Source organism: Caloramator fervidus (assembly GCF_900108045.1).
Lineage (GTDB): Bacteria > Bacillota > Clostridia > Clostridiales > Caloramatoraceae > Caloramator > Caloramator fervidus.
This window is the reverse complement of sequence record NZ_FNUK01000001.1, coordinates 27,369-42,132: the sequence shown is the minus strand read 5'-3', so window position 1 is coordinate 42,132 and position 14,764 is coordinate 27,369. Positions and strand designations below refer to the sequence as shown.

Genomic DNA, 14,764 nt, shown 5'->3' with positions numbered 1-14,764 from the left:
AGGCATAATTTTTATGCCGACTTTGTAAAGCCTACTCTTTTTATCTTTCCCCAGTTGTGCTTTAATTTTCTATATTTGAATATCCCTTCAAACCTATACAAGCTTGTAAGCTGTCTATAACCAAAGTTTTCAAAAATAGCATAAAGCGTAAGCTTCATAACTTGTCTTAAAGATGGGTATTTATTAAACGTATATTCTTCTAAAAGGATTGCTCCTATTGATAAAATTATTCCATAAAGTATAGACGCTATTAAAAACAGAGTAAAATATTTTAAATTTAAAATTCCAAAAACATAAGACAAAGGAACAAATATATATCCTATTATCTCAATGATAGGCCCCAACATCTCAAAGAATAAAAAGTAAGGGTATGCATAAAGACCTATTATCCCATATTTTGGATTAAAAAGCATGTCCTTGTGTTTAAAAAGAGAATCCATAAGACCTATCTGCCATCTCCTTCTTTGACTTCTCAAGTCTTTAAGACTTTCTGGAGCTTGAGTCCAACAAACAGGATCTGGAATAAACTTTATTTTATATCTTTTTTTGTGCTTCCTCATATGTTTATGAATCCTTACTATTATTTCCATATCCTCTCCAACAGTTCCATTTGCATATCCTCCAATTTCAACTGCCACATCCTTTTTAAAAGCTCCAAAGGCACCAGAGACTATTAAAAGCGAGTTTAAAGCATCCCATCCCATTCTTCCTGTTAAAAAGGCCCTTAAATACTCAACTATTTGAAACATGGCAATTCTATTTTTTGGAAGTTCAACCTTTTTTATTAATCCTCTTTTTATAAAAGATCCATTGGCTATCCTTACTATGCCTCCAACTGCTACAGTTTCTTTATCCTCTATAAAAGGCATTATAACCCTAACTAAAGAATCGCTCTCTAATATAGAATCTGCATCTATTGAAACAAATATAGGATATCTTGAAACATTTATTCCGGCATTTAAAGCATCTGCCTTTCCTCCATTTTCTTTATCTACTACAACAAGGTTTGGTATATCTACATTTTTATATATACCTTTTATATTTTTTGTTTTAATAAGATACCTTACAGGCTGATCTATTTTTTTAAGTGAAAAAGCGTCTATAAGCTTTTTTAGCGTGTTATCCTTAGAGCCGTCGTTTATAACTATTATTTCAAATTCCGGATAGTTAATATATAAAAGATTTCTCACATTATCAACAATAGTTTCTTCCTCATTATGAGCAGGAACTAAAATAGAAACAGGAACCATATTATAAGAAGTTGTGTAATTTTGATAATCAGAATAGCGAACTTTTCTTATATACCCATAAAGGCTTAAAGCTGATAATATAAGTTGAACAAAGTATATAAAATTTATAGCTACAACATAGTAGATTACAAACAAATTAAATTTTAATATTATATCCTTTAAAATTTCCATAACATCACCTTTTATACTTTTTTATAATTTCCTTTATCTTTTCCCTGTTATCTTCTGTAACTTCCAAAAGCTCTATATTTTGAACAGCATAAAGTATTATATCTTTAGCAAATTTATCATTTCCCTGCATTACAATATCTATAGCATCTATACCCTTTGGAATCTTTATAAGGGATGATGCCGCATTATACCTTACAAACCAAACCTTGTCCGACAAAGCCTTAACAAGAGGCATAACAGCCCTTTCATCTTGAAACCTTTCTAAAACCTTTGCTGCAACCGCCCTAACTTCCCAATCTTCATCCTGCAACCTTTCTATTATGTCATCTAAATATCTAACATCAGATAAGTTTCCTATGAACTTTATAGCAGCAATCCTTTTTTCCTTATTAGGATCTTTTAAAAAATTTGCCACAATATCTGAGAGGGAAACATCCATATAGTTTGCGGCAGACTTCATAAATACAGAAGCTAAAAAACTGTTATTTGAATTAAACATTCTTTTATACACTTTAATCTTATCACCTTCAAAATCATCTATTATCTCTATAAGACTTCTTTCAGATAATAAAATCTTATCTTCAAGCTTTTCAAAAGCCTCTATAAAAGCATCTTCATCTCCTATCTTAGAAAGCGCCAAAAGAACATTATACTTAACATCATTGGAATTTATATTCAAAGCCTTTAACAAAGGCTCTATTGCTTTTTTGCTTCTAAACTCTCCAAGCCTTCTTGCTGCTAGAGAAACTATATATAGATTGTCTGATTTTAAATTTCGAATCTCAAAGTCAACAAGACCTACTTCTTCAACAAGTTTTGTAAGCTTTTTTATTATATCCCCGCTGTAGATCATAAAATAATATATTAATCTTTCTTCCACCAATTCTCTTTTTATTCCGCTTTTTATAACTTCCTTTATTTTTATTACATCCTCATCTTTTAAACTTTCCTCTTCTAATTTTAAAATTATCTCATCTATTAACTTAAAAACTGCATCCTCGTTAACTTCTCTAATTTTGCTTTTAATAGCTTCCAACATTTTTTCAACCAAAAGGTAAACATAAAGGGTTAAAATAACAGCTGTAAAAAACACAATAGATGTGTAAACAAACTTTTCCATAATACCACCACTAACCAATTAACTTTTTAATCCTAATATCAAGCTCAACAGGTGAAAAGGGCTTTGTTATATAGTCATCCGCCCCAGCATTTAAAGCCTTTTTAACGTGTTCCTCCGATTTGTGGGCAGATAAAACTATTATCTTTACCTTTTTATTTAAACTTTTTACTTCCTTTGTAAATTCATCTCCCGTCATCCCCGGCATATAAAAGTCTGATATTATTAAATCTATATCTGTATTTTCTTTAAAAACTTCTACTCCTTCTTCTGCATTTGACGCTGTAAACACCATATAGCCTTTATTTGAATATCTCTTGCTTAATATAGAAAGAATTATCTTATCATCATCAACTATTAAGATTTTCTTTTTTGCATCCTTCAAAACCTGTTTTGATGTGTATATTTTTCTTCCCCCTTCTGCTTTTGCTTTTTTTAAGCTTAAATCTGCAAGTTTTACTAAATCCTCTACGCTTTTCATGTTATTATCAAACTCTGCAACACCTGCTGAAAAGCTTAAACTTATTCCATATTTTTTTGAAAGATTTTCAAGTTCTTTTTGCATTTTCTCTGCCAAAGCTAAAACTTCAATTATACTTTTATTAAAGAATAAAATAGCAAACTCATCACCATTTAGCCTATATATTACATCGCTTTCAGGTATTATATTTCTAAAAAGCGCTGCACTTTCTTTTAATACATCATTCCCTTTGCTTTTGCCCAATTTAAGATTTATATTTGCCATTCCATCAAAATCTAAAAGCATATATATTAATTTTATTCCATCATTTTTAGCTTTTAAAAATTCTTTTTTAACTATTAGGTCCCCATAAAACCTTGAATATACGCCTGTAAATATGTCATATATGTTATTTTTAATATAAATATTAGAAAGCCTGTATATATTTTTAAGCTTTAAAACAACCTCATCTAAATCAAAAGGCTTTTGAATATAGTCTATGGCCCCTAAAGAAAGTGCCTTTATTTTATCATCTTTAGATGAACCTAAAACAATAACAGGCATCTTTTTGGCTATTTCCTCATCATCTATTATTTTCATAATAAAAAAACCATGATTTTTAGAATCATTATCTATAAGCAAAGCTTCAGGCCTTTTTGAATAAACATAATCAATTATGTCCCCACTATATCCTTCAATTGCAACTTTAAAACCTTCTAAAGTTAAAACTTTTATAAGGTCATAAAAATCCTCTTTATTTTCTGTTATTAAAAGAAAATTATCCTCTTTTAAAAAGAATTTTGTAATTAAAATTTTTATTTCCTTTAAAACTTCTAAAACCTTTTCTTTGCTGAAATTTTCAAGTAAATTCAAAAGAGGAAAATAAGCTTCAAATATGTTATTATCCTCAAACTCCTTTAAAAATCTATTTAACCTCTCTTTTAAGTTTTGTAAATCTAAACTTTCAAAATGATTTATCAAATAATCTATTTCCTTTAAAACCTCATTAATTTTCATGCTACCACCTTAAAAATAATTTTAATAAATATTATACCCTTAAAAAACAAAAAAGTATAGGAAAATTTCCTATACTTTTACAAAGTCTCAGGATCCTTTTTAAAGTAAACTCTCTTCTCAGGTGCTGCACATTCGTGTATTTTTTCCCTTACCTTTTCTATTTCCTTTGAAATTTCATCAAAAACCTCTTCGTCAACTATATAGTATAAGAATAGATCCTCTAGGTTCCTTGCTGTATCTAATATTTTTTTATTAAGTTCTAAAAATTTTTCAAACTTACCGCTTTCTATTACATTTTTAAACTGTTCAACATCTATTTGTATCATGTTGACAACATCTCTAAGATCTTCAAAAACCCCTGCAATCATAGGATAAGGCTTTACCCTTTGAAGAAAATATTTTTCCTTTGCATTTATATTGTAAGCATAGCTTACTTCATAGCCGTTTATATTAAATTTTACAAAACACTGTTTACCTAAAAAGCAAACAACGTTTGCCCCCATTTGCCTTAAAAGCATTTCATGCATTGTCTCTTTAACATTTATTTGCTTCATACCCACCCCTCTTTTCTACTTTAGCTTAAATATAATAAGATAAATAGATGAAATTAAAATAGAAATAATCATTATTGGAAAACCTACTTTAATAAAATCTTTAAAGGTTATTTTATACCCTTCCTTTTCCATAACCCCTGCAGTAACTACATTAGCAGAAGCTCCTACTAAAGTTCCATTTCCCCCAAGGCAGGCTCCTAAAGAAAGCGCCCACCAAAGAGGCTCTATATTAACTCCTGCTAAAGCTTTAAGACCTTTAATAAGAGGAATCATTGTTGCAACAAAAGGTATATTGTCAAGAAAAGCTGAAAGAAGAGCTGACGCCCAAAGGATAATAATAGTCGTTAAAACTAAATTGCCCTTTGTAAAATCTATAACAAGCTTTGCAAGCATTTTTATTACTCCAACCTTTTCTAAGGTTCCAACTATTATAAACAAAGATATAAAGAAAAATATCGTAGGCCATTCTATTTCAACTAAAATTTCATCAATATCTTCTTTGCTTATAAGAAGAAGAACCGCAGCTCCAGAAAGAGCAACCGTTGAAGATTCATAACCTAAGTGTTCATGTAGGAAAAAACCTAATATTATAAAAAACAAAACTGTTAAACTTTTAACTAATAACTCTTTATCTACTATTGCATTTTTTTCTTCTAATTCCATTATATACTTTTTTAAGTCTTTTTCAACATGCAATTCTTTTCTATATATAAATCTTATTAAAAAAACAGTTACAAAAAGTATAACAAGAATAACAGGTCCTAAATTAAGCAAAAAATCTAAGAATCCAAGTCCTGCTTCTGAACCTATCATAATGTTTGGTGGGTCTCCTATTAAAGTAGCTGTTCCTCCTATATTTGAAGATAAAACCTCTGCCATAATAAAAGGAATAGGGCTTATCTTTAAAAGTTTTGATATAACTAAGGTAACTGGAATCATAAGAAGAACTGTTGTAACGTTATCTAAAAATGCTGATAAAACCGCCGTCATAATTCCAAATAAAATTATTATTTTTGAAGGATCCCCCTTTACCATTTTAGCTACTTTTATAGCAAGGTATTGGAAAAGCCCTGTTCTTTTTATTATAGCAACGACTATCATCATTCCAACCAATACTCCAATGGTAGTATAATCTATAAATTCAGTAGCATTTCCCTGGTCTATTATCCTAACTATAAGAAGCAACATAGCCCCAAGCATTGCAGCAATAGTCCTGTTTATTTTTTCGGTTACTATAAATATAAAAGTAACTAAAAATACAAGTATAGATATTATCTGAACTAAATTCATATAAAATCCTCCCTTTAACATAGATCTCCCTTTACATTATTTTTAACACCTTTGCAAGCCATTTTGCCGAACTTGCTTGTAAAGTTAATGTTATTATAATAGTTGCAAAAGTTACTGCTGAAATTATGTCAGCATGAGGTACTTTCATAGTAAGTAGCATTCCTGAAAGGGCAGCAGGAATAACCCCAGTTTCTCTTACCCACATCATATATATTATCTCCTTAAAATTCCATTCAGCATTTTTATCAAAAATTATAGAGAAAAATACCGAAACCGGCCTTGCAATAAAAATTAAGACCGCAACGACAAGCAAAGCTTCTTTCCAATATTTTAAAAGAAGTGCAAAATTTATATGCGTTCCAAGAAGTATAAAAATCATCATTCTAAGTATAAGCGTCGTAACTTCTTTAAATCTTGTGTGGGTTACATAATATTCATCAGGTATATAAAGGTCAAACATTCTCTTATTTCCACATATCATTCCTATAACAAACACTGCCATAAAACCGCTTACGCCAAGTTTAGTTGCAATAACATAGGCTCCCGCAACAGCCGCAATAGCTATCTCTGATGGGTGTTCTTCAAAATATGCATATTTTTTATGCCCTACAAGGAAAGTTGCTATATATCCTATTATAGCTCCAATTATTATTCCACCCAAAGAGGTTTTTATAAGTTCAAAGGCGCTATGGCCTAAACTAAAAGTGCCCTTTGTAATAATATTTAAAACTGCAAAAGTTATAATAGCTCCTGCTGCATCGTTAAAAGCAGACTCTGAAATTATCGTCTGTTTTAACTTGTCACTTACGTTTAAACTTTTAAATAATGGCACAAGAACAGAAGGGTCAGTTGAAGATATAACAGAACCTAACAATAAAGCATAAATAAAGTCAATTTTAAATATCTTCATTGCAAAAAATCCTGTTAAAAACGCAGAAATGATAACACCGATAGTAGCTAAAGATATTACTGACCACTTAACCTTTCTTAAAACTTTAAAATCTATCTCTCTTCCTCCATCATAAAGTATATATGCCGCTCCAAAGGTTAATATTAATTCGTTACCTAAAGGATACTTATCGATATTAATCAAATTAAGTCCATAAGGCCCTAATATAATTCCAGCCAAAATAAACATAACAACATCGGGCAAATTAACAATTCTACTTAATTTTGTAAAAATAAGTCCTGCAAATATAATGGCTGCAAACATCCCTATAAGGTTTACCGCTTCCATTTTTCTACCCTCCATTTATGTATTACCTTTAACCCTAGGTATTATAACACCTTAAACTTTCCTCATTGTTAATTTTGTGTAAAAAAAATATAAATATTCCATAGCCCAATAAAAATAGGTAGGCCTTGCCTACCTAAACATTTGAACTGTCCAAAATTTCACCATCTATACCAATTGTAACTACCTTTATAGGAATTTTAACACCTGCTCTATCCCTTGCAACCTTTGCTGCCATTGAAATCCCACTGCAGCAGGGAACCTCCATCTTTACAACGGTTATGGATTTTAAATCATTATTTTTAATAATCTCCGTCAGCTTTTCTATATAATAGTCGTTATCATCAAGCTTTGGACACCCAACAACAACAGTTCTATCTTTTATAAAGTCGTTGTGGAAGTTGTCATAGGCATAGGCTGTGCAATCTGCAGCTATTAAAAGGTCTGACCTATATAGATATGGTGCAGATGGTGACACAAGTGCAAGCTGCACAGGCCATTGTCTATTTATTTGCCTAATCATGCTTCCAGGGCATCCCCCTATGTTATGATTTTCATTTTCCATTCTGCTTAGATGTTCTTGAACCGCCTTTTCATCGAATTCATCAGCTTCCCTTTCAATAATCGTTATAGCCCCCTGTGGACAGTAGCCAATGCATGCTCCAAGTCCATCACAAAGGCTTTCTTTAACAAGCTTTGCCTTTCCATCTATTATTTTTAAAGCTCCCTCTGCACAATTTGGAATACAAAGTCCACATCCATTGCACTTTTCCTCGTCTATATGAACTATCTTTCTTATCATTTTCATCCCTCCTTTAGTTAGATTATAATAAACAATTTCAAAAACTTAAGTGATATAAATCACAAAAAATAAAAAATAGCACCAAAGGTGCTATAAAATTTCAAATAAAATCACAATAACAGCAAGAAGTATTCTATAATAAGCAAAAGGTCTTAAGTCTTTTCTTTTTATATATCCCATAAAGAACTTTATAACAAGAAGAGCAACTATAAAGGATACTAAAGTTCCTATAAAAAGCGTAGTCCATTCCACTAAACTAAATGAAAGGCTTGATTTTAAAAGCTTTAAAAAAGATGCTCCAATAAGGGTTGGTATTGCAAGGAAAAAGGAAAATTCCGCTGAAACTTCCCTTGAAAGCCCAATCAAAAGTCCTCCTATTATTGTAGAGGCGGATCTTGACATTCCCGGCCATAAGGCAAGGCATTGAAATATTCCAACTAATAAAGCATCCATATAAGTCATATCATCGGTATCAAAAACCCTAACCCTTTTTAGCTTACTTTCAGCTATTAAAAGAAGAATAGCTCCAAAAATAAGGGCAATGGAAACAGATAAAGGATTAAAAAGATATTTATCTATTTTATCCTCAAATAAAAAACCCAAAACAGCCGCAGGTAAAAATCCTAAAACAACCTTTACCCAAAGATAATAAACCTTCTTTGCCTTTTGTTTGTTGTTAAAACTTGGAAATATCTTATCCCAAAAATAAAATATAACAGCCAAAATAGCTCCAACCTGAATTACAACATCAAATACATTAGCAAACTCCCCAGTAAAATTTATATATTTATTTGCTATTATAAGATGTCCTGTTGAAGATATTGGCAAAAACTCAGTAAGTCCTTCTATTATTCCAAGTATTATAGCTTTTAATATCATAATTATGCCCCTTTCTTTAAGGCTGTATAATACCTTATAACATAAGAATACCCTTTTTTAGTCTTTACCCTTTCAACATAAGCCTTACCGGTTGCAAGTTTTTCTATAATGCTTTTTTTCATTGCAATCCTTACGTATTTTTGATTTGTTCCATCATAGTATTCCTTTATATAGTTATTATTTAAAAGATAAATAAATGCATCATAATACTTTTTATTTTTTAAAAGATTTTTATCTATCTCATAATAGCTATCTCCTATTTTAACCATACAAAAACCTTTTTTAATTTTACTTGACTTTCCTAAAAGCATGTAAGCTATATCAAACTGCATTTGAGAATCCTTAACAAAGATATCAGGCTGTATTCCAACTTTATTTATTTTATTCCCTTTTGGAGAATAAAACCTTTGAATAGTAAGCTTTAAAACTCCTCCATCAGAAAGGCCTAAAAAGGTTTGAACTGTTCCTTTTCCAAAGGTTTTATTTCCTATTATAAGTCCTCTTTTATAATCCTGTATAGCTCCTGTCAAAACCTCTGATGCCGAAGCGCTGTTTTCATTAACTAAAAACACAACCTTCTTGCCCTTTAATATTTCATCATTATCTGATTCATACTCCTGCGTAAAATCTTTTCCCTTTAATAAAACTATAGGTTTTTGCCCAACAAAATATCCCCCTAAATTAACAGCTGTTTGCAAATACCCTCCCGGATTGTTTCTAAGGTCTATTATAAACCCATCTAAAGTTTTATTCTTTTCAACATAGTTTTTAAAATCAACATCCGTAGTCTCACCAAAGCTTAATATCCTAATATAGCCTATATTATTAATCTTTTTAAATTCAACAGTAGGAAACTGTATTTTTTTTCTTGTTACTAAAACTTCAAAGGTAGAATCTCCTCTTTTTATCTTTAAATTAACAGATGTCCCTTCAGCACCCCTTATAAGCTTTATTGCCTTTTCAAGCTGTAAATCCTTAAGGCTTGTCCCATCAGCTTCTATTATAATATCCCCTGCCTTTAAACCTGCCTCCTTTGCAGGCGATGAATCAAAAACCGTCATTATTTTTATTCCCTCAGAAACCTTCTCTATTTGAACTCCAATCCCTGAAAAAGAATTATTTATGCTATTTAAAAAGTCATTAAACTCTTCCCTTGTAAAATACTGAGTATAGGGGTCGTTTAAAGCCTTTAAGGCTTCATCTATGCTATTTGCATCTAAAACCTTCTGAGGAACATCATCAACATAATAATTTTTAAGAATAAATTTTACATCATCAAGGGCATCTGCATAAACATTTAAATTTATACTAAAAATAAAAACAATAAAAAGCAAAAACGCAAAAAACCTTTTTTTCATACAACCATCCCCTTTTGTAAAACTCTATTTTATTTTAGCAAAAATAAAACACATCAGCAATAAAAATAGCCGCAAAAGAGGAAATATCCTCAGCGGCTATTTATAATTTTCAATATCTGCCTCTGGATAAAGAGTTATTACGCTATTTTCATCTCCTGCTCCAATATAAAGTTTGTTTTGTTCATACTTATAATAAAAATCATATAAACTATTCATCTTAGGCTTTAATGAAGAAAAGTTTTCAATATAGTTGTTAAGAAAGCTGATATTTTGAACTTTTGACCAAGAATTTGTCTCTTCTATGCTTTTCCCATCAAGAATAGCTTCTTGAATGGCTACTGCAATATTTTTAGCAGATATTACATCTGCCATTGCTTTTGACTTTTTAATAGACTTTGCAAAATAGGGCGTAGCTATGCTAATAATAAAAGCTATGATACCCATTACAATAATCATCTCTAAAAGGGTAAAGCCCCTTTTTTTCATAATGTCCCTCCTTTAAATCTTTTCCCTTTTAGTATAATGGGTATGTAAAAGTTTATGGGCCTTTTCTCCTCCAATTTCCCCTATATATTCCTTATACATTTGAATAACAGCAGGGTTTTCATGAGATTTTCTCAAGGGCTTACTTTTATCCAATTTATATAAAGCTTCAAGCCTTGCCTTTACTATGTCAAGATTTCCATGATGGTAAGGCTGGCCTCCACCATTTATGCATCCTCCCGGACAAGCCATTATTTCTATAGCATGATAAAACCTTTTCCCATCCCTTATATCCTCAAGAAGTTTCCTTGCATTTCCAAGTCCATTTGCAACACCTATTTTTATGTCCATATCCTTTATTTTTACTGTAGCTTCTTTAAAACCTTTAAGTCCCCTTACCTCATTAAATTCAACATTTCCTAAGCTTTCTCCTGTTATCCACTCGTAAGCTGTTCTTAAAGCTGCCTCTATAACACCACCGGTTGCTCCAAATATAACCGCCGCTCCTGTTGATTCCCCAAGGGGATTGTCAAAATCCTCATCAGGAAGCTTTGTAAAATCTAATCCAGCTTCTCTTATCATCCTTGCAAATTCCCTTGTGGTTATTACATAATCTACATCCTGAAGGTTGCCGTGCTTGAATTCCTTTCTTTGAATTTCATACTTTTTAGCAATGCAGGGCATTATAGATACAACAACTATTTTTTCAGGATCAATATTAAACTTTTCAGCAAAATAAGTCTTAGCAATGGCCCCAAACATCATATGAGGAGATTTGCAGGTGGATGGAATATCTAAAAGCTCTGGGAACTGATGCTCTATAAACTTTACCCAGCTAGGACAACAGCTTGTTAATATTGGAAGTCTTCCTTTTCCATTTAGTCTATCTATAAACTCCTTTGCTTCCTCAACTATTGTCACATCGGCTGCAAAATTAGTGTCAAATACCTTTTTAAACCCTAACCTTCTTAAAGCTGCTACCATCTTTCCTGTTACATTATCTCCAGGATTTAATCCAAATTCTTCACCTAAAGCCACCCTTATTGCAGGAGCTGTTTGAGCTATAACATACTTTTCAGAATCAAAAAGAGCCTCCCAAACTTTGTCAACATAACTTACCTCAGTTAAAGCAGCAGTTGGACAAACTGACACACACTGCCCACAAAACGTGCATTGAGTATCTATCATTGGAAGATTAAAGGCTGGGGCAACAACCGTTTCAAATCCCCTATCAACAGCAGAATAAATGCCACAGGTTTGAACCTCATTACACATGGTCTCACAGCGCCTACACATTATACATTTATCTGGATTTCTATATAATGCTCCGCTTGAGCTATCCTTTGTATACGTTGACTTTTCCCCTTCATAACGAATCTTTCTTATTCCAAGCTCTGCGGCAAGCCTTTGAAGATCACAATTCCCGTTTTTCTCACAAACCAAACAGTCAGTAGGATGGTCAGAAAGCAAAAGCTCAACCATAGTCCTTCTTGCTCTTATTGCCCTTTCTGTATTAGTTTTTACAACCATTCCTTCAAAGCATTCAGTGGCACAAGCTGGTGCAAGATTTCTTCTTCCTTCAACTTCAACAAGACATACCCTACAGGATGCCGTCCTGTTTACCATATTAATATCATGAAGGTTAAGATGACAAAGGGTAGGAATATGTATATTAGCCATCTTGGCAGCATCTAAAATCGTAGTCCCATAAGGAACCTGAAGCTTTATATCGTTTATAGTAATATTAATCATTCTATCCCTCCTTATTAAGTTATTTTCTTGTTATTGCTCCAAACCTACACGTTCTAAAACATTCTCCACACTTTATACATCCTTCCCTATCTATAACATGAACTTTTCTTGGCTCGCCATGTATAACATTTACAGGACAAACTTTAGCACAAGCAGTGCACCCTACACATTTTTCTGGGATTATATAGTATTTAAGCAATGCTGTACAAACTCCAGCAGGACAGGTTTTATCCTTAACATGAGCAACATATTCATCGTAAAAAAACTTCATTGTAGATAAAACTGGATTTGGAGAGGTTTGACCAAGTCCGCACAAAGATGAATCTTTAATAGTCTCTGCAAGCTCCCTTAAAGTTTCTAAATCTTCCATCTCTCCCTTACCTTCTGTTATCTTATTTAAAATCTCAAGCATTCTCTTGTTTCCTATTCTACAAGCTGTGCATCTTCCACAGGATTCATCACAGCTAAACTCAAGATAGAACTTAGCAATATTAACCATACAATCATTTTCATCCATAACAATCATTCCACCAGATCCCATCATAGACCCTAGGGCATTTAAATTGTCATAATCTATTGGTGTATCAAGATATTCATAAGGAATACATCCTCCAGATGGTCCTCCTGTTTGAACTGCCTTAAATTTTTTGCCTCCCTTTATTCCTCCTCCAAGGTCATATATAATCTCCCTTAAGGTTATTCCCATAGGAACTTCAACAAGCCCAACATTATTTACCTTTCCTGCAAGGGCAAATACCTTTGTTCCCTTGCTTTTTTCTGTTCCAATTGAGCTAAACCAATCTGGACCGTTTAAAATAATAGGAGGAATATTAGCAAAGGTTTCTACGTTGTTTATATTAGTTGGCTTTTTCCAAAGTCCAACCTGAGCAGGATATGGAGGTTTTACAGTTGGTTCTCCGCGTCCTCCCTCAATTGAATTTATAAGGGCAGTCTCTTCTCCACAAATAAAAGCACCTGCTCCTATTTTTAAATCAACGTCAAAGGAAAAGTCAGTCCCAAGTATATTTTCCCCTAAAAATCCCCTCTGCCTTGCTTGGGATATGGCAATCTTTAATCTATGTATTGCAAGGGGATACTCTGCTCTTACGTATATATACCCTTGCTTTGCCCCTATTGCATAACCTGCTATTGCCATGCCCTCTAAAACAGAATGGGGGTCCCCCTCTAATATGCTTCTATCCATAAATGCTCCAGGGTCTCCCTCATCGGCATTGCATATTACATACTTTACATCCCCCTTTGACTTTCTTGTAGCCTCCCATTTTAAACCTGTTGGGAATCCTCCACCCCCTCTTCCCCTAAGCCCGCTTCTTTTTACAATATCTATAACCTCCTCTGGGGCCATTTCCTTTAAAACCTTTGCAAGGGCCATATATCCATCAGAAGCTATATACTCATTTATATTTTCTGGATCAATCTTTCCACAGTTTCTCAAAGCAATCCTAATTTGCTTTTTATAAAACGGAATGCTGCTTTGCTCAGGTATTTTTTCTAAAGTTTTTGGATCTTTATATATTTTTTCTTCTACAATCCTTCCCTTTAATACATGTTCTTTAACTATCTTTCTTGCCGAAGCTTCATCTACTTCAACATAAAAAACATTGTCAGGCATTACTTTAACTATGGGGCCTTTTTCACAAAACCCAAAACAGCCTGTCATTATAACCTTAACCTGTTTATCTAAATTTTCTGCCTTCACCTCTTCCTTTAAAACCTCAAAAACCCTATTGCTTTCTGAGGCTTGGCATCCCGTCCCTCCACAAACTAAAATCTCTTTTAACTTTTCTATTGAATTTATCATCTTTAACCCTCCCTTTTTCTGTATTCATCTAGTATTCCCTTAACATCTTCTACCTTAACCCTTCCGTAAACTTTTCCATCCACCATAACAACAGGAGCAAGTCCACAAGCCCCAACACACCTTAAAGTATCAACGCTAAACATTCCATCCTTTGACATATTTCCTTCTTTTATATCAAGCTCCTTTTTAATCTCTTCTAAAATTTTATCCGCACCCTTTACAAAACAAGCAGTTCCCATGCATATGTTTATTACATGCTTTCCGCGAGGCTGCATTGTAAAATAAGAATAAAAGGTTGTAACGCCATAAACCTTTGCAGCAAAAATTCCAAGCTTTCTTGCAATAAAAAGCTGAACATCTTTAGGTAAATATCCAAAAATCTCCTGAGCCTTATAAAGAACAGGGATTAAAGCACCTTCTTTATTAGAAAGGGAATCTATATATTCCTCAAGCTGCCTTAACTTAGCTTCATCAACCTCATATTTTGGCATTTTAACCCTCCTTTAGCTGTAAAATTTACCTAGCTATTATTTTTAACTAAAAATCAAAAATTAATACAAAAAATAAGTGCCAGC

Annotated in this window: 13 protein-coding genes; all 13 read right to left on the bottom strand. The window is 32.5% G+C overall.

Annotated elements, in window-relative coordinates:
• Positions 1–11: 11 nt before the first annotated feature.
• Entirely contained in the window at positions 12–1,421 is a 1,410-nt protein-coding gene (locus C4R78_RS00195) for a glycosyltransferase family 2 protein (RefSeq protein WP_103895074.1), read from the bottom strand.
• Positions 1,422–1,425: 4 nt separating this feature from the next.
• On the bottom strand, positions 1,426–2,541 hold the full coding sequence (locus tag C4R78_RS00190) for a HEAT repeat domain-containing protein (RefSeq protein WP_103895073.1): 1,116 nt from the start codon (positions 2,539–2,541) through the stop codon (positions 1,426–1,428).
• A 10-nt stretch (positions 2,542–2,551) separates the two neighbouring features.
• Entirely contained in the window at positions 2,552–4,015 is a 1,464-nt protein-coding gene (locus tag C4R78_RS00185) for a response regulator (protein ID WP_103895072.1), read from the bottom strand.
• Between the two features lie 77 nt (positions 4,016–4,092).
• Entirely contained in the window at positions 4,093–4,569 is a 477-nt protein-coding gene (locus tag C4R78_RS00180) for a hypothetical protein (RefSeq protein WP_103895071.1), read from the bottom strand.
• A 15-nt stretch (positions 4,570–4,584) separates the two neighbouring features.
• Positions 4,585–5,859, bottom strand: a complete 1,275-nt coding sequence (locus tag C4R78_RS00175; RefSeq protein WP_103895262.1) for an ArsB/NhaD family transporter — start codon at positions 5,857–5,859, stop codon at positions 4,585–4,587.
• Positions 5,860–5,890: 31 nt separating this feature from the next.
• Positions 5,891–7,096 carry a cation:proton antiporter gene (locus tag C4R78_RS00170; RefSeq protein WP_242971165.1) on the bottom strand — a complete coding sequence of 402 codons (1,206 nt, stop codon included), beginning with the start codon at positions 7,094–7,096 and terminating at the stop codon, positions 5,891–5,893.
• Positions 7,097–7,229: 133 nt separating this feature from the next.
• Positions 7,230–7,895, bottom strand: coding sequence for an ATP-binding protein (locus tag C4R78_RS00165; RefSeq protein ID WP_103895069.1), 666 nt, complete (start codon positions 7,893–7,895; stop codon positions 7,230–7,232).
• 90 nt (positions 7,896–7,985) lie between these two features.
• Positions 7,986–8,774 carry an undecaprenyl-diphosphate phosphatase gene (locus tag C4R78_RS00160; RefSeq protein WP_207654252.1) on the bottom strand — a complete coding sequence of 263 codons (789 nt, stop codon included), beginning with the start codon at positions 8,772–8,774 and terminating at the stop codon, positions 7,986–7,988.
• Between the two features lie 2 nt (positions 8,775–8,776).
• On the bottom strand, positions 8,777–10,132 hold the full coding sequence (locus tag C4R78_RS00155; RefSeq protein ID WP_103895067.1) for a S41 family peptidase: 1,356 nt from the start codon (positions 10,130–10,132) through the stop codon (positions 8,777–8,779).
• Between the two features lie 96 nt (positions 10,133–10,228).
• A complete protein-coding gene (locus C4R78_RS00150) occupies positions 10,229–10,618 on the bottom strand; it encodes a type II secretion system protein (protein ID WP_103895066.1) in 390 nt (129 codons plus the stop codon).
• A 12-nt stretch (positions 10,619–10,630) separates the two neighbouring features.
• A complete protein-coding gene (locus tag C4R78_RS00145; protein WP_103895065.1) occupies positions 10,631–12,367 on the bottom strand; it encodes an NADH-dependent [FeFe] hydrogenase, group A6 in 1,737 nt (578 codons plus the stop codon).
• A 19-nt stretch (positions 12,368–12,386) separates the two neighbouring features.
• Positions 12,387–14,189 (bottom strand): NADH-quinone oxidoreductase subunit NuoF, encoded by a 1,803-nt coding sequence (locus tag C4R78_RS00140; protein ID WP_103895064.1) that lies wholly within the window; start codon positions 14,187–14,189, stop codon positions 12,387–12,389.
• A gap of 2 nt (positions 14,190–14,191) precedes the next feature.
• Positions 14,192–14,680 (bottom strand): NADH-quinone oxidoreductase subunit NuoE family protein, encoded by a 489-nt coding sequence (locus C4R78_RS00135; protein WP_103895063.1) that lies wholly within the window; start codon positions 14,678–14,680, stop codon positions 14,192–14,194.
• Positions 14,681–14,764: the final 84 nt, after the last annotated feature.